The sequence below is a fragment of the Microbacterium pollutisoli genome (genome assembly GCF_053586795.1).
This window is the reverse complement of record NZ_JBNYWT010000005.1, coordinates 12,577-32,277: the sequence shown is the minus strand read 5'-3', so window position 1 is coordinate 32,277 and position 19,701 is coordinate 12,577. Positions and strand designations below refer to the sequence as shown.

The 19,701-nt window shown below is 71.0% G+C and carries 22 protein-coding genes; 13 read left to right on the top strand and 9 right to left on the bottom strand.

Annotation, left to right across the window (positions count from 1 at the left end; translation table 11 throughout):
- Window positions 1–26: 26 nt before the first annotated feature.
- Window positions 27–1,046: an isopenicillin N synthase family dioxygenase gene (locus ACQ143_RS11770; RefSeq protein WP_449570888.1), complete on the bottom strand. Its 1,020-nt coding sequence runs from the start codon at window positions 1,044–1,046 to the stop codon at window positions 27–29.
- 145 nt (window positions 1,047–1,191) lie between these two features.
- Entirely contained in the window at window positions 1,192–2,307 is a 1,116-nt protein-coding gene (locus tag ACQ143_RS11765) for an acyltransferase family protein (protein WP_449570887.1), read from the bottom strand.
- A 159-nt stretch (window positions 2,308–2,466) separates the two neighbouring features.
- Here ACQ143_RS11765 and ACQ143_RS11760 point away from each other — a divergent pair, with 159 nt between their 5' ends.
- Entirely contained in the window at window positions 2,467–3,672 is a 1,206-nt protein-coding gene (locus ACQ143_RS11760; protein ID WP_449571112.1) for an LLM class flavin-dependent oxidoreductase, read from the top strand.
- A gap of 1 nt (window position 3,673) precedes the next feature.
- Complete coding sequence (locus ACQ143_RS11755) at window positions 3,674–4,318, top strand: FMN reductase (protein WP_449570886.1); 645 nt, start codon at window positions 3,674–3,676, stop codon at window positions 4,316–4,318.
- Window positions 4,319–4,350: 32 nt separating this feature from the next.
- Here ACQ143_RS11755 and ACQ143_RS11750 read toward each other — a convergent pair whose 3' ends face one another.
- Genes ACQ143_RS11750 through ACQ143_RS11740 form a run of 3 tightly spaced genes read right to left on the bottom strand, consistent with a single transcriptional unit; the run spans window position 4,351 to window position 5,492 of the window.
- The gene (locus ACQ143_RS11750; protein WP_449570885.1) at window positions 4,351–5,070 is read right to left on the bottom strand and encodes a gamma-glutamyl-gamma-aminobutyrate hydrolase family protein; all 720 of its coding nucleotides are present in this window, start codon (window positions 5,068–5,070) and stop codon (window positions 4,351–4,353) included.
- A gap of 36 nt (window positions 5,071–5,106) precedes the next feature.
- Window positions 5,107–5,283, bottom strand: a complete 177-nt coding sequence (locus ACQ143_RS11745) for a hypothetical protein (RefSeq protein WP_449570884.1) — start codon at window positions 5,281–5,283, stop codon at window positions 5,107–5,109.
- A gap of 26 nt (window positions 5,284–5,309) precedes the next feature.
- Window positions 5,310–5,492: a DUF5302 domain-containing protein gene (locus ACQ143_RS11740; protein WP_449570883.1), complete on the bottom strand. Its 183-nt coding sequence runs from the start codon at window positions 5,490–5,492 to the stop codon at window positions 5,310–5,312.
- 288 nt (window positions 5,493–5,780) lie between these two features.
- Here ACQ143_RS11740 and ACQ143_RS11735 point away from each other — a divergent pair, with 288 nt between their 5' ends.
- The 4 genes from ACQ143_RS11735 to ACQ143_RS11720 all read left to right on the top strand — a co-directional run bounded on the left by ACQ143_RS11735 (window position 5,781) and on the right by ACQ143_RS11720 (window position 10,914).
- Entirely contained in the window at window positions 5,781–8,051 is a 2,271-nt protein-coding gene (locus tag ACQ143_RS11735; RefSeq protein WP_449570882.1) for a polyribonucleotide nucleotidyltransferase, read from the top strand.
- 252 nt (window positions 8,052–8,303) lie between these two features.
- A complete protein-coding gene (locus ACQ143_RS11730; protein ID WP_449570881.1) occupies window positions 8,304–9,338 on the top strand; it encodes an aldo/keto reductase in 1,035 nt (344 codons plus the stop codon).
- Window positions 9,339–9,419: 81 nt separating this feature from the next.
- Complete coding sequence (locus ACQ143_RS11725; RefSeq protein WP_449570880.1) at window positions 9,420–10,019, top strand: histidine phosphatase family protein; 600 nt, start codon at window positions 9,420–9,422, stop codon at window positions 10,017–10,019.
- A 40-nt stretch (window positions 10,020–10,059) separates the two neighbouring features.
- Window positions 10,060–10,914 carry a phosphotransferase gene (locus ACQ143_RS11720; protein ID WP_449570879.1) on the top strand — a complete coding sequence of 285 codons (855 nt, stop codon included), beginning with the start codon at window positions 10,060–10,062 and terminating at the stop codon, window positions 10,912–10,914.
- A gap of 106 nt (window positions 10,915–11,020) precedes the next feature.
- On the opposite strand, the gene ACQ143_RS11715 is transcribed toward ACQ143_RS11720, so the two are convergent.
- Window positions 11,021–11,506, bottom strand: coding sequence for a GNAT family N-acetyltransferase (locus tag ACQ143_RS11715; RefSeq protein WP_449570878.1), 486 nt, complete (start codon window positions 11,504–11,506; stop codon window positions 11,021–11,023).
- An 83-nt stretch (window positions 11,507–11,589) separates the two neighbouring features.
- Between ACQ143_RS11715 and dapB the strand changes: the two genes are divergently transcribed.
- Together dapB and ACQ143_RS11705 are read left to right on the top strand one after the other, a co-directional pair.
- On the top strand, window positions 11,590–12,402 hold the full coding sequence (dapB, locus tag ACQ143_RS11710; RefSeq protein WP_449570877.1) for a 4-hydroxy-tetrahydrodipicolinate reductase: 813 nt from the start codon (window positions 11,590–11,592) through the stop codon (window positions 12,400–12,402).
- On the top strand, window positions 12,399–12,845 hold the full coding sequence (locus ACQ143_RS11705) for a tetratricopeptide repeat protein (protein WP_449570876.1): 447 nt from the start codon (window positions 12,399–12,401) through the stop codon (window positions 12,843–12,845). Before dapB ends, ACQ143_RS11705 begins: the two co-directional genes overlap by 4 nt.
- A 47-nt stretch (window positions 12,846–12,892) precedes the next feature.
- Here ACQ143_RS11705 and ACQ143_RS11700 read toward each other — a convergent pair whose 3' ends face one another.
- From ACQ143_RS11700 to ACQ143_RS11690, 3 genes are all read right to left on the bottom strand, one after another.
- On the bottom strand, window positions 12,893–13,819 hold the full coding sequence (locus ACQ143_RS11700; RefSeq protein WP_449570875.1) for a TIGR01777 family oxidoreductase: 927 nt from the start codon (window positions 13,817–13,819) through the stop codon (window positions 12,893–12,895).
- Window positions 13,812–14,237 carry an OsmC family peroxiredoxin gene (locus ACQ143_RS11695; protein ID WP_449570874.1) on the bottom strand — a complete coding sequence of 142 codons (426 nt, stop codon included), beginning with the start codon at window positions 14,235–14,237 and terminating at the stop codon, window positions 13,812–13,814. Before ACQ143_RS11695 ends, ACQ143_RS11700 begins: the two co-directional genes overlap by 8 nt.
- Window positions 14,238–14,352: 115 nt before the next feature.
- Complete coding sequence (locus tag ACQ143_RS11690) at window positions 14,353–14,787, bottom strand: thioredoxin family protein (RefSeq protein WP_449570873.1); 435 nt, start codon at window positions 14,785–14,787, stop codon at window positions 14,353–14,355.
- Between the two features lie 40 nt (window positions 14,788–14,827).
- Here ACQ143_RS11690 and ACQ143_RS11685 point away from each other — a divergent pair, with 40 nt between their 5' ends.
- From ACQ143_RS11685 to ACQ143_RS11665, 5 genes are read left to right on the top strand one after another with little or no spacing between them, the layout of a single operon-like run.
- On the top strand, window positions 14,828–15,655 hold the full coding sequence (locus tag ACQ143_RS11685) for a thymidylate synthase (protein ID WP_449571111.1): 828 nt from the start codon (window positions 14,828–14,830) through the stop codon (window positions 15,653–15,655).
- Window positions 15,652–16,146 (top strand): dihydrofolate reductase, encoded by a 495-nt coding sequence (locus ACQ143_RS11680; protein ID WP_449570872.1) that lies wholly within the window; start codon window positions 15,652–15,654, stop codon window positions 16,144–16,146. Before ACQ143_RS11685 ends, ACQ143_RS11680 begins: the two co-directional genes overlap by 4 nt.
- A 29-nt stretch (window positions 16,147–16,175) precedes the next feature.
- The gene (locus ACQ143_RS11675; protein WP_449570871.1) at window positions 16,176–16,940 is read left to right on the top strand and encodes an SDR family NAD(P)-dependent oxidoreductase; all 765 of its coding nucleotides are present in this window, start codon (window positions 16,176–16,178) and stop codon (window positions 16,938–16,940) included.
- A gap of 32 nt (window positions 16,941–16,972) precedes the next feature.
- On the top strand, window positions 16,973–17,950 hold the full coding sequence (dapA, locus tag ACQ143_RS11670; RefSeq protein ID WP_449570870.1) for a 4-hydroxy-tetrahydrodipicolinate synthase: 978 nt from the start codon (window positions 16,973–16,975) through the stop codon (window positions 17,948–17,950).
- Window positions 17,950–19,626, top strand: a complete 1,677-nt coding sequence (locus tag ACQ143_RS11665) for a ribonuclease J (RefSeq protein ID WP_449570869.1) — start codon at window positions 17,950–17,952, stop codon at window positions 19,624–19,626. Before dapA ends, ACQ143_RS11665 begins: the two co-directional genes overlap by 1 nt.
- The last annotated feature ends 75 nt before the right edge of the window (window positions 19,627–19,701 follow it).

Genomic DNA, 19,701 nt, shown 5'->3' with positions numbered 1-19,701 from the left:
CTGGCAGTCGCCGCCGCCGGACCGGCTCAGCCGACGGCGGCGCGTTCGGCGAGCAGATCGGCGTGCCAGATCGCGGCCACGTCGGGGTGCGCCCGCAGCCGCGATTTGAGCGCGTTCTCGCCGTACAGCGAGTGGATCGGGTTGTCCGGGTCCTGGGTGATGCCCCGCGCCTGCGCCTTCAGCTCGGCCGGCAGTTCCACCAGCGGCAGCTGCGCGTCCAGCGCCGGGTTGAAGAAGAACGGCGCGGAGATGCGATCGTCGGGGTACGTCGGCGAGATCACCCGATGGTTGGTGGCGATGAGGTAGCCGCCGGTGGCATACTCCATCATCTCGCCGATGTTCACGACGAACGCCCCCGGCACCGGGGGTGCGTCGACCCATTCGCCGTCGCGCTGCACCTGCAGGCCACCCTTGCCCGGCTCCACCCACAGCAGCGTCAGCACGCCGGAGTCCTTGTGCGCCCCCACGCCCTGCTGCGGCGTCGGGTCCTCCTTGCCCGGGTAGCGGACGATCTTCAGCAGCGAGGCGGGGTCACCGAAGTGCCGTTCGAAATGGTCCTCCTCGGCGCCCAGCGCGACGGCCCAGGCCCGCAGGAGCTTGCGGGCGATGCCGGTGAGGCGGTCCTGCCACTCGTCGACCACCTCGCGCAGCTCGGGCTGCGCGCTCGGCCACTGGTTGGGGCCGGTGAGCCGGGCGAAGTCGGGGGCGTCGGGATCGGTGACGGCCTCCCGCTCGGGGCCGATGTCGATCTGCTCACGCCAGTCGACCTTGCCCTGGGTGCGCTCGCCGCCGATGCGGGTGTAACCGCGGAAGTGGGGGCTGCGGGTGTTCTCGATCTCGAGCTTGTCGGCCTCGGGCAGGTTGAAGAAGTCGCGTGCGGTCTGGTGCAGCCGCGCCTCCAGCTCGGGCGTGACACCCGTGCCGGTGAGATAGAAGAAGCCCACGTCGTGGGTGGCGGCGCGCAGGTCGTCGCAGAACCTGGCCGCGGCCTCCGGGCCCGCGTCCAGCTGGGAGAGGTCGAGAATGGGCAGGTTCATGTCGGTCATGGCACGACAGTAAGTGGGCGCGCCGGCATCCAGACGAATGTTTCACCCGACATCGCGTCATATTTCACTTCGCCCGCGCGTGCGGCAGATCGCCGCCTGCCGCGCCCGCCGCTCGGTCAGAGCCCCGGCCGGTTCATGTCAGGGGCTACGACGAGCGGCGCGATCCCGTGGGGTCGCTGCGGCGCCCCTCACGGCCGGCCATTCCGGGGTCGGCGAACAGCCAGGCCGGACGCGGCTCGATGAGCGGCCGGAAGACGGTGCGCACCGGCTTCGTGGCCAGCCCCACCGCGATCAGCACCGACAGGACGGTCACCAGCGGCAGCCAGATCCATGTCGGGTCGAGGTCGCGCAGCACGCCCGATTCGCGGAACGGGTACAGCACGAACGAGTGCAGCAGGTAGATGTACATCGTGTACTGGCCGAAGTGCGTCCACCGGTGGGTGCCGCGGGGGATGAGGGCGAAGAACGCGATGCTCAGGATGAGCGCGACGCCCATGAGGGCCAGGCGCACGAGCCCGCTCCACCACGCCCCGCCGGCCAGATCGACGTAGCTGTCGTCGTAGAACAGCCACAGGCGCAGGTCGACGGCCTTCCAGACGTCGATGAAGAACCAGCACGCCCACCCGGCGACGACGAAGGTGGCCACCGCGACCAGCCGCACCCACCAGCGTCGGCGGCGCAGCAGGTCGAACCGTTCCAGAATGCCATGGTGCTTCAGCCACCAGCCCAGCGTGAAGAACGGCAACAGGCCCAGCGTGCGCGACAGGGACAGGGTCGAGTCGATGTTGGGCAGGTAGCCGACGCTGATCGAGATGATCAGCGCCCACAGCAGTGGCCAGCGCAGCAGGGCGAGATAGGGCAGCACCAGGCGGAAGATCGCCAGCGCCAGCAGGAACCACAGGGTCCATGACGGCTGGGTGATGTTCGGGTTCGCCTGGCCTTCGACCAGGAACTTGGTGAGGGTCCACAAGCCCTCGAAGATGATGTAGGGCACCACGATGTCGGTGAGCACGCGGGCCATCTGGCGCCGACTGGGCGGATCCGACTTGGAGAAGTAGCCGGAGATCAGCGCGAACGCCGGCATGTGGAACGCGTACACGAGCAGGTACAGCCCGTAGGCGATGTCGGAGTCGTAGGTGAGGCGCTGGATCGCGTGCCCGAGCACCACCAGGACGATGCAGGCGAAGCGGGCGTTGTCCCACAGCGGCACCCGCCGGCGGGTGGCGGTCGGGGCCGTGCGAGGGGGCGTCGAATCGTGCATGCTGCGGGCAACGCTACCGGCAGGAGCCGGGTGTGACCTGCGGGAATAGATCTCGCATCCCCGTGTTGAACGAGGTATATTCAACTGCATGAATCAGGCGACAGCCTGGGAATCGGGAAGACACACGTGAGCGACACCACCACCGGCACCGCCCCACAGGTGCAGTTCGGCCTCTTCACGGTCAGCGACATCACCACGGACCCCACCACAGGTCACACGCCCAGTGAGGCCGAGCGCATCCAGGCCACGGTCACCATCGCGCGGCACGCCGAAGCGGCCGGGCTCGACGTCTTCGCGCTCGGCGAGCACCACAACCCGCCGTTCTGGTCGAGCTCGCCCACCACGACCCTCGCCTACATCGCGGCGCAGACCGAACGCCTGCTGCTGTCGACGGCCACCACGCTGATCACCACGAACGACCCGGTCAAGATCGCCGAGGACTACGCGATGCTGCAGCACCTGTCGGGTGGCCGCATGGACCTGATGATGGGCCGCGGCAACACCGGACCGGTCTACCCGTGGTTCGGCAAGGACATCCGGCAGGGTCTGCCGCTGGCGATCGAGAACTACGCGCTGCTGCACAAGCTGTGGACCGAGGACGTCGTCGACTGGGAGGGTCAGTTCCGCACCCCGCTGCAGGGCTTCACCGCCACGCCCCGCCCGCTGGACGGCGTCGCGCCGTTCGTCTGGCACGGCTCGATCCGCACCCCCGAGATCGCCGAGCAGGCCGCCTATTACGGCGACGGGTTCTTCGCCAACAACATCTTCTGGCCCGCCGAACACTATCAGCGCCTGATCGCGCTCTACCGCCAGCGCTGGGAGCACTACGGTCACGGCGCGCCGGAGACGGCGATCGTGGGCCTGGGCGGCCAGGCGTTCATGGCCAAGAAGTCGCAGGATGCCGTGGCGCAGTTCCGTCCCTACTTCGACAACGCGCCGGTGTACGGCCACGGGCCTTCGATGGAGGACTTCACCCAGATGACGCCGCTGACGGTGGGCTCACCGCAGCAGGTCATCGACCGCTACGCCGGCATGCGCGAGCTGTTCGGCGACTACCAGCGTCAGCTGTTCCTCATGGACCACGCCGGCCTGCCGCTGAAGACCGTCCTCGAGCAGATCGACTTCCTCGGCGAGGACGTCGTGCCCGTGCTGCGTCGCGAGTTCGCGAAGGACCGCCCCGCGAACGTCCCCGACGGGCCGACGCACGCCGCACGCGTGCGGGCGGTCTACGGTGACGCCGAACCGCGCCAGGCCCGGCCCCGCGCCAACCGCGGCGACAACCTGAGCGGTCCCAACCCGTATCAGGACACCGCTCCGAAGGCCGGCGCGGCGTTCGGCGCCGCGGCCGTGAAGGCGGGTGCCTGACATGAGCGCCCGTCGTATCGCCGTCGTCTCCGCGGGTCTGTCCAACCCGTCATCGACCCGGATGCTGGCCGACCGCCTCGCCGCCGCGACCGTGCGCGAACTGGCCGAGCGCGGCATCGAGGCCGAGGTCGACACGATCGAGCTGCGCGAGTTCGCGCACGACATCACGAACAACCTGCTCACCGGCTTCGCGCCGGCGGCCCTGGAGTCCGCGATCAACACGGTCGTGTCGGCCGACGCGGTCATCGCGGTGACGCCGATCTTCTCCACGAGCTACTCGGGCCTGTTCAAGTCGTTCATCGATGTCCTCGACCCGGACGCGCTGACCGGCACCCCGGTGCTGATCGGCGCCAACGCCGGCACGGCGCGGCATTCGCTGGCCATCGACTACGCGATCCGTCCGCTGTTCACGTACCTGCACGCGGCGCCCGTGTCGACCGGCGTGTTCGCGGCGTCCAGTGACTGGGGCGGCAGTGCCGACAGCGTCGCGCCGCTGAGCGCCCGCATCGACCGCGGCGCCCGCGAACTGGCCGACGCGGTCGCGCGCCGTGAGCCGGCGACGGCTGCCGATCCGTTCGACCCGGCCCAGTACCTGGGCGAGGGACGTTCGTTCGGGCACCTGCTCGGCGGACTGTCGGGCGAGTGAGCCGGGCCGCCCGCCGCTGAGCCGCGCGGCGGTCAGGCGGCGCGGCTGCGCCCGACGTGGACGAGGTCGGCGAACACGGCGAACGGCGCCGAAGCCAGCAGCGCCTCGGTGCCGGCGGCCTCGGGGTGCCATTGCACGGCCAGCGCCGGCAGGTGCGCATGCTCGACCGCCTCGACGACACCGTCGTCGGCGACGGCGGTGGGCACCAGCCCCGCGCCGAGCGTGCCGATGGCCTGGTGGTGGCCCGACGCGACCTCGACCTGGTCGGCGCCGATCTCCCGGCGCAGCCGGGAGTCGCTCAGCCGTACGGTGTGCCACGTCCATTCCAGGCGGCTCCCGCGCCCGGCGGGGGTGTGCCGCACGGCGGAGGCGGGCAGGTCCTCGACCAGCGTCCCGCCGAGGGCGACGTTGAGCACCTGCAGTCCGCGGCAGACACCGAGCAGGGGGATGCCGGCATCCAGCGCCGCCGTGGCGATGCCGAGGTCGAGGTCGTCCTGCGCCGGGTTCACGTCGTAGCAGGGGGCGGAGACGTCGCCGCCGTAGCGCGCGGGGTCGACATCACCGCCGCCGGGCAGGACGACGCCGGCGAAGCCGGCCAGGTCGGTGTCGCGCACCACCACGACATCGAACCCTTCGGCGCGGACGAGCGCCGCCACGTCGTCGAAGATCGTGTTGGCCAGCGCGACACGCGCGTCGGCTCCGCGCGCGTCGGACAGGCGGGCGGGCAGGGCGATGCGGGGGAGTCGGGTCACTCACCTATTGTGGCGCCTCGGCGCCCCCGTCATCGCTCAGACGCCCGGCTCGATGTCGCCGGCCTCGATGGCCGCCTCCCGCACCTCGTCGGCGGGCTCATCCTCGATCGACTCCCGGTCGTCGAGGGTGGGCGGCGGCAGCTCGAGTTCCGTCTCGTCGTCGAGGGGCACCTCCCGCTCCTCGTCCGGAACCGGCAGATCCACGTCGCTCATGTTCGCTCCTCGCTGTCGGATCGCGCTCAGCCGCTCTTGCGTCGGAACTCCCGCTTGGTCACGGCCCCGTGGGTGCCGTGGATGGCCGATTCGCCGTCCAGGTGCGACTCGCCTTCCCGCTGCTGGGCGTTCTTCTTGTCGAGCGCTTCGCGGAACTTCCGCTTCATGTCTTCGGATGCCGCGCCTGCGGGCTTGTGGTCACTGCTCATGGCCCCACGATACGCACCGGACGGGCGCGCTGGTAGGGTTGAGAAGGTTGCCTACCGGCATCCGCTCAATTCCACACTGAGCTCATGGAGCAGGCCCGGCAGGAAGCTGGTCCCCTGTGGTGGATTCCTCTCTCGCAGAGTGGTCTTCGACTGGTGACCAGCGCAGGCGGTCCCCGCGGCTGTGTCCTCGCGACATGCCCGCGCGCCCATATCTGCCTGTTCCTGCTCCTTCGCACGATCTCGTGCGCGAAACGCGCGTGCGAGTCTAAACAAAGAAGGAGGGACCTCTTGGAAGGTCCAGAAATCACCGCCGCGGAAGCCGTTCTCGACAACGGCCGCTTCGGCACCCGCACCGTCCGTTTCGAGACCGGTCGACTCGCGCAGCAGGCGCAGGGCTCGGTCGCCGCCTACCTCGACGAGGAGACCATGCTCCTGTCGGCCACCAGCGCCGGCAAGCACCCTCGTGAGGGCTTCGACTTCTTCCCGTTGACCGTCGACGTCGAAGAGCGCTCGTACGCGGCGGGCAAGATCCCCGGCTCGTTCTTCCGCCGCGAGGGCCGCCCCTCGACCGAGGCGATCCTCGTCTGCCGACTGATCGACCGTCCGCTGCGCCCGTCCTTCGTCGACGGACTGCGCAACGAGGTCCAGATCGTCGTGACCGTGCTGTCGATCGCGCCGGGCGAGTTCTACGACGCGCTGGCCATCAACGCCGCGTCGCTGTCGACCCAGATCTCGGGTCTGCCGTTCTCCGGACCGATCGCCGGTGTGCGCCTCGCGCTCATCCCCGGCCACGGCCAGAACGAGGACCAGTGGGTCGCGTTCCCCAAGGCCGAGCAGCTCGAGGAGGCCGTGTTCGACCTCATCGTCGCCGGCCGCGTGCTGCCCGACGGCGACGTCGCGATCATGATGGTCGAGGCCGAGGCCACCGAGCACAGCTGGAACCTCATCAAGGGCGGCGCCACCAAGCCGAGCGAAGAGGTCGTCGCGCAGGGTCTGGAGGCCGCGAAGCCCTTCATCAAGCAGCTCGTCGAGGCGCAGAACACCGTCGCCCGGACCGCGGCGAAGGAGATCCAGGAGTACCCGGTGTTCCCGGCGTACAGCCAGGAGACCTACGACTTCGTGGCCGGCCGCGCCTACGACAAGCTCGTGCCGATCTACCAGATCGCCGACAAGACCGAGCGGCAGAACGCCGACGACGCGCTGAAGGATGCCGTGAAGGCAGAGCTCGTGGCCGCCGTCGAAGCCGAGCAGCTCCCGGCCGTGGCGACCCTCGAGTTCTCAGCCGCCTACAAGTCGGTGACCAAGAAGATCGTGCGTGGCCGCATCCTCTCCGAGGGCGTGCGCATCGACGGCCGCGGCCTGGCCGACATCCGTCCGCTCGACGCCGAGGTCCAGGTGATCCCGCGCGTGCACGGTTCGGCGATCTTCCAGCGCGGCGAGACCCAGATCCTGGGTGTCACCACGCTGAACATGCTCAAGATGGAGCAGCAGATCGACTCGCTGTCGCCGGTCACGTCCAAGCGCTACATGCACCACTACAACTTCCCGCCCTACTCGACCGGTGAGACCGGCCGGGTCGGCAGCCCGAAGCGTCGCGAGATCGGGCACGGCTTCCTCGCCGAGCGCGCCCTCGTGCCGGTGCTGCCCTCGCGCGAGGAGTTCCCGTACGCGATCCGTCAGGTGTCCGAGGCCCTCGGCTCCAACGGCTCGACCTCGATGGGTTCGGTGTGCGCCTCGACGCTCTCGCTGCTGAACGCCGGTGTGCCGCTGCGCGCCCCGGTGGCCGGCATCGCGATGGGTCTGGTCACCGATGAGGTCGACGGTCAGACCCGCTACGCGGCGCTGACCGACATCCTCGGCGCCGAGGACGCCCTCGGCGACATGGACTTCAAGGTCGCCGGCACGAGCGAGTTCGTCACCGCCATCCAGCTCGACACCAAGCTCGACGGCATCCCGTCGTCGGTGCTGTCGGCGGCGCTGACCCAGGCCAAGGAAGCGCGTCTGACCATCCTCAACGTGCTCACCGCGGCGATCGACGCCCCCGACGAGATGGCGCCCACCGCGCCGCGCGTCATCAGCGTGCAGATCCCGGTCGACAAGATCGGTGAGCTGATCGGGCCCAAGGGCAAGACGATCAACGCGATCCAGGACGAGACCGGCGCGCAGATCTCCATCGAGGAGGACGGCACCGTCTACATCGGCGCGACCGACGGCCCGTCGGCCGAGGCCGCCCGTGCGCAGGTCAACGCGATCGCCAACCCCACCAACCCGGAGGTCGGCGAGCAGTTCCTGGGCACCGTCGTGAAGATCGCGACGTTCGGCGCGTTCATCTCGCTGCTGCCCGGCAAGGACGGCCTGCTGCACATCAGCGAGGTGCGCAAGCTCGCCGGCGGCAAGCGCGTCGAGAACGTCGAGGACGTGCTCTCGGTGGGCCAGAAGCAGCTCGTGCGCATCACGAAGATCGACGACCGCGGCAAGCTGTCGCTCGAGCCCGTGGTCGAAGAGGCCGCCGACCAGGAAGCGGCCGACGCCGCTGCCGAGGCTCCGGCCGAAGGCTGATCCGCCGCACGGACGCCCGCTCTCTCCGGAGGGCGGGCGTTCGTCGTCTCCGCGCGCGGATTCGCGGATGTGTCCACCGTTCGGGGGACATTTCAGCGGTGGGTGCGCTCCCACAGCCAAAGCGTTATCGAATGTTTACCTGGGGGTCGCCGTGGCGGCCGGAAGTGTCCGACGCCTGGCCTAGCCTCGAGATACGCATCGGGGGGTGCGGTATCCACGCTCTCTCCACCGAGACGATGTGGAGGGCCCGTCATGGGGTTGTTCGACGGTGAGGCAGCGGCGCCGTCGCCGCGCCTGACGGTCGATGCGCCCGCGGCCGAGCACCCTTCTTCCCCTATCCCGGTGCAGGGCACCCCGTTGGGTGCGCGTGTCCGGGTGCCGCTGGGCGACACCGGTCTGCGCATCTTCCCCCTGATCCTCGGCGGCGCCGAGTTCGGCTGGCACGTCGACCTGGGCAAGGCCCATGCGATCCTCGACGCCTACCGCGCACTGGGCGGCAACGCCGTGCACACCTCCGACGGGTACGCGTCCGGTCGCAGCGAGCACATCATCGGACAGTGGCTGCAGACCCGCGGCATCCGCGACGACATCATCGTGTCGGTGCGGGTCGGTACCCATCCCGAGAACCCGGGCCTGGGAGCCGTCAACCTCGTCCGCGCCGTCGAGTCCTCACTCACCCGGCTCGGCACCGATCACATCGACGTGCTCTACCTCGACGCGACCAGCGGCACGACCACCCCGCTGGAGGACACCCTGGCCACCTCGGAGTGGCTCGTCGAGTCCGGCAAGGTCCGCGCCCTCGGCTCGTTCGGCCACACCGCGTCGCAGCTGGTCGAGGCGCGCATCCTGGCATCCGCCGGCTACCCGCGCTTCTCGGTGCTCGACGTCGCCTACAACGTGCTGCGGCGGCAGGACTTCGACGAGGACCTGCGGCTGGTCGCCAACGCCCAGGGCATCGCCGTCACGCCGTCCCAGGCGCTCGAGCACGGCTACCTGTCGGGCGCGCACCGGTCACGGTCGGGTGTGGGTCACTCGGTGCGCGGTATGCAGCTGGCGTCGAACATGAACCGGCGCGGCACCCGCACCCTGCGGGCGCTCGACAAGATCGGGGCGGAACTGTCGATCCCGCCGGCGGCGGTGGCGATCGCCTGGCTGCTGGCCCAGCGCATCGTGGCGGCGCCGATCATGAACGCATACGCCGTGCAGCACATCGAAGAGGTCGTGCAGGGCATCGGAGCGCACCTCAGCCGCGCACACCTGGCTGAACTGGCCCGCGCCGCCGCCTGATTCCCCCCGCCGCGGCCCCGGGCCCGCGAGTGTGACGTAGTCTGAGAAGACCTGTGATTGTCCCGACGGAGTGAGTGACACGTGACGCACTATCTGTACCTCGTGCGCCATGGCGAGCACCTCGATGCCGAGCATGGACTCGACGACGGACCACTGTCACCCCGCGGACGACGACAGGCCGAACTGCTGGCCGACCGGCTTTCCGGCGTCCCGCTCACCGGCGTCTGGCACTCACCGCTCGAACGCGCTGCGGAGACCGCGCGTGCCGTCGCCGAGCGGCTGCCGTCGGTGACGCCGGAGCCGACGGCGCTGCTGTTCGACTGCATCCCGACCGGCATGACGCCGGAGACCCCCGCCCTGTACGAGCCGTTCTTCGGCGGCGTCACCGAGGCCGAGGTCGAAGCCGGGGCGGCCCAGATGGCCGACGCCGTCGCGGAGTTCCTGGTGCGCAAGCCCGCCGCGCACGAGCTGCTCATCACCCACAACTTCGTCATCGCCTGGTTCGTACGCGAAGTGCTCGGAGCCGAGGCGTGGCGATGGATGACGATCAATCAGGCCCACTGCGGGCTGACGATCCTCGCGCAGCGCGCGGGCCGGCCGTGGACGCTGGTGACCCACAACGATCTCGGTCACCTGCCGATGGAGCTGCGCACGGGGTTGCCCGAGGTCGCGCTGGTCTGAGCCCTCCGGGCCGCGCCAGGCCGGGGGATAGGCTCATCGGGTGCCGCACCCGTCCGCCGACCTCGACATCACGGGCGCCGACGTCGACCGGCTGCTGGCCGCCCAGCATCCGTCGCTCCGCGGCCCGCTCACGCACATCGCGCACGGCTGGGATAATGACGTGTTCCGCCTCGGCGCACACCTGGCGGTCCGTCTGCCGCGGCGTGCGGCGGCGGCGCGGCTGATCGAGCACGAGCAGCGGTGGCTGCCCGAACTGGCGCCGCGACTCCCGGTGCCGGTGCCCGTGCCGGTCGCCGTCGGGCGCCCGGATGAACAGTACCCGTGGGCATGGAGCGTCGTCCCATGGTTCGAGGGCCGGCGCGGGCTCGACGTCGCCCCGGGCGAACGGGACGCGTTCGCCGGCGTGCTGGCGGCGGTGCTGCGTGCCCTGCACGTGCCGGCCCCGTCCGACGCGCCGCACAACCCGGTCCGCGGCGTGCCCCTGCACACCCGTGACGCGGTCGTCCGCAGCCGGCTTGCGGCCGCCCCCGAGTTGGCGGCGACGTGGGCGGCGGGGTGTGCCGCGCCCGGCTGGGCCGGCGCCGGGGTGTGGCTCCACGGCGACCTGCACCCCGGCAACATCGTGGTGGGCCCCGGCCCCGCGTCGGTGGCCCTGATCGACTTCGGCGACATGACGGCGGGGGACCCGGCATCCGATCTCGCCGTCGCCTGGCTCGCGTTCACCACCGCCGGCCGGAGGGTGTTCGAAGCCGATCTCGCCGACCGCTACGACGAGGCCGACTGGACCCGTGCGCGGGCCTGGGCCGTCGCGTACGCGACCCTCCTGCTCGACTCACCCGACCGCGGCTTCCGCGCCATGGCGCAGCACGCCCGGGCGCAGCTGACCGGGCGGTGAGCCGCGGGGCGTTGCCGCTGCGTCGAGTCGCGCCTTCGATGCTGAGTCGGGGCGTGTGCGCGGCGTGCTCGGCGCCGAACCCCGCACTCGGCGCCGAACCCCGGACTCACTCCGTGGGGGTCGGGGTCAGACGCTTGCCGTACCACCGCGTTGCGTTGGGGTTGTCGTTGTACGGCTCGATCTCCCGGTAGCCGTTGCGGACGTAGAGCCCGCCGGCCGCGGTGAGCGTGTGGTGGGTGTCGAGGACGGCGTCGACCGCGCCGAACTCGCGGGCCCGCGCTTCGAGGGCGTCGAGCAGGACGCGCCCCCAGCCCCGGCCGCGCGTCTCGGCCCGCAGATACAGGTGCTTGACCTCGTAGCGTGGGCCGTCCGGACCGTCGGCGATGCGCCGGATGCCGCCACAGCCCACATCGTGGCCGTCGTCATCGGTCACCACGAGGAACACCCCGGCCGGCGGCACGAACGCCGCCGGGTCGGGGAACACCGTCGTGTAGGTCGCCCCGGGGAACTCCTCGGTCCGCACACCGAAGTACTCGCTCAGCAGCGCGTGCGCCGCAGGGTCGTCGACCGACACGGCTCTGAGGCTCACCATGGCGTTCAGCCTAATCGCGCCGGGCGGCCGGGCCGCACGCGGGTCTGCGTCGGGGTGCGATCGATCCGCCGTAGGCTTGAGGCATGACGACGCGCGTGGCACTCGTGGGCGGATCCGGCAAGCTCGGTGGCATCATCGCGCAGGTGATCGAGCAGGCCGACGACTTCGAGATCGCCGCCGTTCTGGGGTCGCGTAGCGACCTCGACGAGATCGAGGGCGCCGACCTGGTCGTCGACGCCTCCACCCCGGCGGTGTCGATCGACGTGGCCCGCGCCGCCATCGAACGCGGCATCAACCTGCTCGTGGGCACCTCGGGGTGGTCGACCGAGCGCATCGCCCTGGTCCGCCCTCTCGTGGAGCAGGCCGGCACCGGTGCCGTCTTCATCCCCAACTTCTCGCTGGGCTCGGTGCTGGGCAGCGCCCTCGCCGCCGCCGCGGCGCCGTACTTCGGTTCGATCGAGATCGTGGAGACCCACCGCGAGACCAAGGTCGACTCGCCCAGCGGCACGGCCGTGCGCACGGCGGAGCTCATCGCCGCCGCCCGCGCCGAGGCCGGCCCCGTCGCCGCGCCGCACGTCGACCAGCGGGCGCGGGGACAGCAGGTCGCCGGCATCCAGGTCCACTCGCTGCGCCGCCCCGGCGTGGTCGCCCGGCAGGAGACGATCCTGTCCGGGCCGGGTGAGGCGCTCAGCCTCGTCCACGACACGATCGACCCGGCCGCCGCCTACACCCCCGGCATCCTCGTCGCGCTGCGTGCCGCACGGGAGGCGCGGGGCGTGATCGTGGGGTTGGACAGCTTCATCGACATCGGCATCGGTGCACCGGCCGCCACCCCGGCCCCGGGCATCGCCGAAGGCGGCGTGTCCGGCCAGGTCGCCCGCGAGACCGGCGCATGAACGCCCGCAGCGGCGTCGCCGTGATGGCGGCGCTGCTGGTCTTGTACGTCGCGCTGGTGGGGCACCGGGCGGTGCTCCTGGTCGGCTCCGGCGAGCCGGTCGGCATCGTGATGGGCGCCGCGCTGATCGTGCTCCCGGTTCTCGCCGTGTGGGGGCTGTGGCACGAGATCTCCTTCGGCCTGGGCTCGTCGCGGCTGGGTGCCCGGCTGGACGCCGAGGGCGCGCTGCCCGCCGAAGAGCTCGCCGTCTCGCCCAGCGGCCGGCCCGACCGTGCCGACGCGGACGCGCTGTTCCCCGCCTATCGCGCCGCCGTGGAGGAACACCCCGACGACTGGCGCGCCTGGTACCGGCTCGGACTCGTCTACGGCGGGGCCGGCGACCGGCGCCGCGCGCGTCAGGCCGTCCGCAAGGCGATCGCGCTGGAGCGCGCCGACCGCCGCTGACCGGTCGCCCCCGCGCCGCCGACCCCTGCCACGTCTCCGCCGGGCGGTCACCGACCTGCCGAGGCTGCCGGCACGGCCGAGGCCACGCCGTCGGTCAGGCGCGGATGCCGGAACACGAACCCCGAGGACGTGAGCACGTCGGGCACCACGTGCATGTCACTGGTCAGCAGCGACTGCGTCGCGTCCCGGCCCAGGACGAAGGTGAGCGTCCAGGACGGCACCCGCACCAGGTACGGCCGGTTCATCCGCACCGCGAGCGCGAAACCGATGTCGTTGGCCGTCGCGCGCTCGGGTGCGGTGAGGTTGACCGGACCGGTGATCCCACGGTCGATGATGTGCCGGATCGCGCCGACCGCGTCGTCGAGCGAGATCCACGGCCACACCTGCGTGCCGCGGCCGAGCGGCCCGGCCACCCCGAGTCCCGTCAGCACGATCAGCGGCGCGAGCACGCCTCGCGGGTGCAGCACCGGCGCCGTGCGCAGCAGGGCGACACGTGCCTTCTCGCCTGCCAGCCGCGCCGCGCCCTCCCATTCGGCGCACAGGTCGCCCAGGAAGGTCTCGCCGCGCGGCGACTGCTCGGTGAGCACGCCGCCGCCGTGCGCCGGGTAGTACCCCGAGGCCGAGGCCGAGACGAACGCCGGCGCGTCCGCGCCCAGCGCCCGCACCGCGCGCGCGAGGTTCTGCGTCGGTGAGACGCGTGACCACAGCAGGGTGTGCTTGTACCGGGCCGTCCAGGGGAACCGGCCGATGTTGGCACCGTTCAGCCCGACCACCGCGCGTGCCCCCGCGAGCACATCGGGATCCAGGGGCACACGCGCCGGATCCCACGCGATCTCGTCGGGCGCCCGGGCCGGCCGCCGCACGAGGCGGGTCACCGGCACCCCGTCGCTGCGCAGGGATGCCGCCAGTGCCCGCCCGAGCAGCCCGGAAGCGCCGGCGATGACGACGCGACCGGGCGCCGGGGCATCAGGCAAGCGTCGCCTCGAGCGTGATCTCGATGCCCGCCAGCGCCGCCGAGACCGGGCACCCGGCCTTCGCGCCCTCGGCCAGCCGCGCGAACTCCTCGGGCGAGAGCCCCGGGACGGTCGCGTTGACGTTGAGGTGCGATCCGGTGATGCCGGTGCCCGGGATGAACGTCACCGACGCGGTGGTCTCCACACGCTCGGGCGGTGTGCCGTTGTCGGCCAAGGCATTGGACAGCGCCATGCTGAAGCACGACGAATGCGCGGCGGCGATGAGCTCCTCGGGGGTGGTGACCGAGGTCGACCCTTCGCTGCGGGCCTTCCAGTTCACCGGCAACGGGCCCTGGTTTGAGCTCTCCAGCGCGACTTCGCCGGAGCCTTCGAACAGGCTGCCCTGCCAGGTGGTGGTGGCTTCACTCGTGACGCTCATCTGGGTCCTCCTCGTCGGTTCGACACAGCGGCTTCGGCTCCGCAGTGTGTGCCCTCGAGCCTAGAGCGGCCGGTGCGCCGGGGGAACCCGGACCGGGCGCGGGTCGATCCCGCCGTCAGGCGTGTGCCAGCTTGGACACCCGGGTGAGCTCGAGCTCCACCACGTCGCGCCGCGGCGCCCCGCCGAACCGGGTCTGCACGACGCCCCGCCGATCCAGGATCAGGGTCGTGGGCGTCTGCAGCACGTTGAAGTGCTTCGCGATGTCGGGACGGTGCGTGAGGTCGATGTCCAGGTGCAGCACGCCCTCGCGCTCCGCGGCGATCTCGTGCAGGGTGCGGTGCACGGTCGGGCAGTGGGAGCCCTTCTCGGTGCTGAACTGCAGGAGCGTCGCCTGCTCGCCGAGTCGGTCGGCGCCGAGCCGGTGCGGTTCGATGACCTCGTCGCCGTCTGTGCGCCGGGGCCGGCCGGCCCGCCACCGCACGGCGACGCCGACGGCCACGGTCACCGCGAGCAGCCCGGCGATCAGGACGAGCGCATCGACGAAGGTCACAGCAGATCAGCGTAACGCGCCCCGGCCGGTCGCGGGTAACCTGGCAGGCGTGACCGCCCCCACCGCCACCGTGCCCACCCCCTACGAGGATCTGCTGCGCGAGGTGCTCGAGCACGGCACCCACAAGGACGATCGCACCGGCACCGGCACCACGAGCGTGTTCGGCCGTCAGATCCGCTTCGACCTCTCCGAGGGGTTTCCGCTGATCACCACCAAGCGCGTGCACTTCCGCTCGGTCGCCATCGAGCTGCTCTGGTTCCTGCGCGGCGACTCGAACGTGGGATGGCTGCGCGAGAACGGGGTCACCATCTGGGACGAGTGGGCCGGCGACGACGGTGAGCTCGGCCCGGTGTACGGCGTGCAGTGGCGCTCCTGGCCGACCCCGGACGGTCAGCAGATCGACCAGATCGCGCAGGTGATCGAGCAGATCCGCACCAACCCCGACTCCCGGCGCCTCATCGTGTCGGCGTGGAACCCCGCCGACATCCCCGCGATGGCGCTCGCGCCCTGCCATGCGCTGTTCCAGTTCTACGTCGCCGACGGCAAGCTGTCCTGCCAGCTCTACCAGCGCAGCGCCGACATGTTCCTCGGCGTGCCGTTCAACATCGCCTCCTACGCGCTGCTGACCCTCATGATCGCGCAGCAGACCGGGCTGCAGCCGGGTGAGTTCGTGTGGACCGGCGGCGACTGCCACATCTACGACAACCACCTCGAACAGGTGCGGGAGCAGCTGAGCCGCGACCCCTACCCGTACCCCCGGCTGCGGCTGGCCCGCACCCCGGCATCCATCTTCGACTACACCTTCGACGACTTCGTGCTCGAGGACTACCGCCACCACCCGACCATCCGCGGCGCGGTCGCGGTATGAGCCGCATCGGTCTCGTCTGGGCCGAGGCGCACGGCGGCGTCATCGGGGCCGGCGGCACCATGCCCTGGCACGTGCCCGAAGACCTCGCCCATTTCAAGGCGATCACCCTCGGCGCTCCCGTCGTGATGGGGCGACGCACCTGGGAGTCGTTCCCCGAGCGGTTCCGGCCGCTGCCGGGCCGGCGCAACATCGTCGTCACCCGCAATGCGCAGTGGGCGGATGCCGGGGCCGAGCGCGCCGGGTCCCTCGACGAGGCGCTGACCCTGGCCGCCGACGCCGACACGGTGTGGGTCATCGGCGGGGGAGCGCTGTTCCGGGAGGCGATCGAGAAGGCCGCGGTGCTCGAGGTGACCGAGTTCGACCTCACCGTCGATGGCGACACGTTCGCACCCCCGCGTGACGGCTGGCGCGTCGACGCCGCCGACCCCGCCGACGGCTGGCACCATTCGCGCACCGGCGTCCCGTACCGTTTCCTCACCCTGACCCGCTGACCGCGGGCACCGCGCGATACCGTGGGGACATGGCGAAGACGGCGTTGATCACGGGGGCGAGCTCAGGCCTGGGAGCCGAGTTCGCACGGCAGCTCGCGGCCCGCGGTGCCGACCTGGTGCTCGTCGCCCGGGACGAGGCGGCGCTCGCCGACCTCGCCCAGCGGGCCGAGCGGGAGCACCGCGTGCGGTGCGAGGTGCTGGCGGCCGACCTGACCGACCCCGAGCAACTGGCCCGCGTCGAGGCGCGCCTGCGCGACCGGGCGCGGCCGATCGAGGTGCTCGTGAACAACGCCGGGTTCGGGCTCGACCTGAGGTTCGAGCACAACGACATCGCGCTCGAAGACCGCCACCTCGACCTGCACGTGCGCGCCACGATGCATCTGACCCACGCGGCCCTGGGCGGCATGCTCGACCGCGGTCACGGGCGCGTGATCAACCTGGCATCCGTGGCCGCGTTCATGCCGCGGGGCACCTACGGCGCGGTCAAGGCCTGGGTCGTGTCGTTCAGCCGGTGGGCGAACGTGACCTACACGCCGCGCGGTGTGACCGTCACGGCGGTGTGCCCCGGGTTCACCCACACGAACTTCCACGAGCGCATGGGCCTGCCGCCGGGCAAGGAGGGGATCCCGGGCTTCCTGTGGCTCGACGCCCGCCATGTGGTCCGCGAGGCGCTGCGCGACGCGGCCCGCGGAGTGGCCGTGTCGATCCCGTCACTGCGCTACAAGGTGCTGATCGCCCTCATGCGCATCCTGCCCGCACCGCTCGCGGCCCGCCTCGCGCGGACCGGGCGGTGATCGGGCCGACGCCCACCCGCTAGCCTGGACACATGACGCACACGGGCAACCCCTTCGGACAGGTCCTCGTCGCGCTGGTCACCCCCATGACCGCCGACGGCGAAGTCGACTGGCCCGCTGTCGAGAAGCACATGGACGACGTCATCGCCGGCGGTGCCGACGGCATCGTCGTGACGGGCACGACCGGCGAGACCTCGACGCTCACCGACGACGAGAAGATCCGCCTCGTCGAGGTCGGCAAGGACGTCGCGGCCGGCCGCGCGAAGATCATCACCGGCGGCGGCTCGAACGAGACCGCGCACGCCATCGAGCTGTACAAGGCCAGCGAGAAGGCCGGCGCCGACGGCATCATGATCGTCACGCCGTACTACAACAAGCCGACGCAAGCCGGCATCCTCACCCACTTCCGGCTGGTCGCCGACGCGACGGACCTGCCGACGATCCTCTACGACATCCCCGGCCGCACCGGCGTGCCGATCAAGTACGAGACGATCCTGCGCCTGGCCAAGCACCCGAACATCCTCGCGGTCAAGGACGCCAAGGGTGACTTCAGCGAGGTCAGCCGCGTGCTCAACCAGACCGACCTGATGTACTTCTCGGGTGACGACGCCAACGCGCTGCCGCACATGGCGATCGGGGCCACCGGGCTCATCGGCGTGACGGCCAACATCACCGCCGCGCCGTACCGGCAGATGGTGGATGCCGTGAACCGGGGCGACCTGGCGGCGGCGACCGCCGCGCACCGGGCCCTGGAGCCGCTCGTGCGGGCGGTCATGACGCACGTGCCGGGCACCGTCAGCGCGAAGTACATCCTGCATGGCCTGGGTCGCATCTCCAGTCCCCGCGTCCGGCTCCCACTGGTGGGCCCCGAAGAATGGGAGGCCGCGATCATCGAAGACGAGCTGGCCCTGGTCACGGGCGTCGACGGCGCCGACTTCTCCAACTTCCGCCCCGACCGCAATGCGGCCGCCGGCGGCGCGCTGCCCAAGGTCCACGGGACGACCCGCTGATGGTCATCGAGGTCACAGACGTGCCCGCCCTGGAAGCGGGCGCCCTGCGCGTGACGCCGCTGGGCGGACTGGGCGAGGTCGGCCGCAACATGACGGTGTTCGAGTTCGACGGCAAGCTGCTGATCGTCGACTGCGGCGTGCTCTTCCCCGAGGAGCACCAGCCGGGCGTCGACCTGATCCTGCCCGACTTCGAGCCCATCAAGGCGCGCCTGGACGACATCGTCGCCGTCGTGCTGACCCACGGCCACGAAGACCACATCGGCGCGGTGCCGTACCTGCTCAAGCTCAAGTCCGACATCCCGCTGATCGGATCGGGGCTCACCCTGGCGCTGGTGGAGGCCAAGCTCAAAGAGCACCGCATCAAGCCCTACACCCTGACCGTCAGCGAGGGGCAGCACGAGCAGGTCGGCCCGTTCGACCTCGAGTTCGTGGCCGTCAACCACTCCATCCCCGACGCGCTCGCCGTCGCCATCCGCACGCCCGCGGGCCTCGTGCTGGCCACCGGCGACTTCAAGATGGACCAGCTGCCGCTGGACGGGCGCCTCACCGACCTGCGCGCCTTCGCGCGTCTGGGCGAGGAGGGCGTCGACCTGTTCCTCGTCGACTCGACCAACGCCGACGTGCCCGGCTTCACGCCGCTCGAACGCGCGATCGGGCCGGTGCTGGAGCAGGTCATCGCCAAGGCCCCGCGCCGGGTCATCGTCGCGAGCTTCTCCAGCCACGTCCACCGGGTGCAGCAGGTCATCGACGCCGCCCACGCGCACGGCCGCCGCGTCGCATTCCTGGGGCGCAGCATGGTCCGCAACATGACCATCGCCGAAGACCTCGGCTACCTCAAGGTGCCCGACGGCGTGCTCATCGACTACAAGAAGGCCAAAGACCTGCCCGACGACCGGATCGTCTACATGTCGACCGGCTCGCAGGGGGAGCCGATGGCCGTGCTCAGCCGCATGGCCAACCTCGACCACGCGATCGAGCCGGGCGAGGGCGACACCGTGATCCTGGCATCCAGCCTGATCCCGGGCAATGAGAACGCGGTCTACCGCGTCATCGACGGCCTCACCAAGCTCGGGGCGAACGTCGTGCACAAGGGCAACGCGAAGGTCCACGTCTCGGGCCACGCCGCCGCCGGCGAGCTGCTGTACTGCTACAACATCCTCAAGCCCCGCAACGTGCTGCCGGTCCACGGTGAATACCGGATGCTGCTGGCCAACGCCAAGCTGGCGCAGGACACCGGCATCCCCGCCGAGAACACGATCCTGGGGGAGAACGGCACCATCGTCGACTTGAAGGACGGCGTCGCCCGCGTGGCCGGACAGCTCGACCTCGGCTTCGTGTACGTCGACGGGTCGACGGTGGGCGAGATCACGGATGCCGATCTGAAAGACCGCCGCATCCTCGGCGAAGAGGGGTTCATCTCGGTCATCGTCGTGGTCGACGCCGCGACCGGGAAGATCATCACCGGGCCGGAGATCCACGCCCGCGGCTTCGCCGAGGACGACACGGTCTTCGAGTCGGTCAAGCCCAAGATCGCCGCGGCGCTCGCCGACGCCGCCCACTCGGGCGTGCGCGACACGCATGCGCTGTCCCAGGTGGTGCGCCGCACGATCGGCCGCTGGGTCAACCAGCAGCTGCGCCGCCGGCCCATGATCGTGCCGCTGGTCATCGAGGCCTGACCCGCGGCCCGGCCGGTTGGCGCCCGAGCCGCGTCGATCCGCGGAAAACAGCCCGTCCCGGCTTACCGTGGAGTA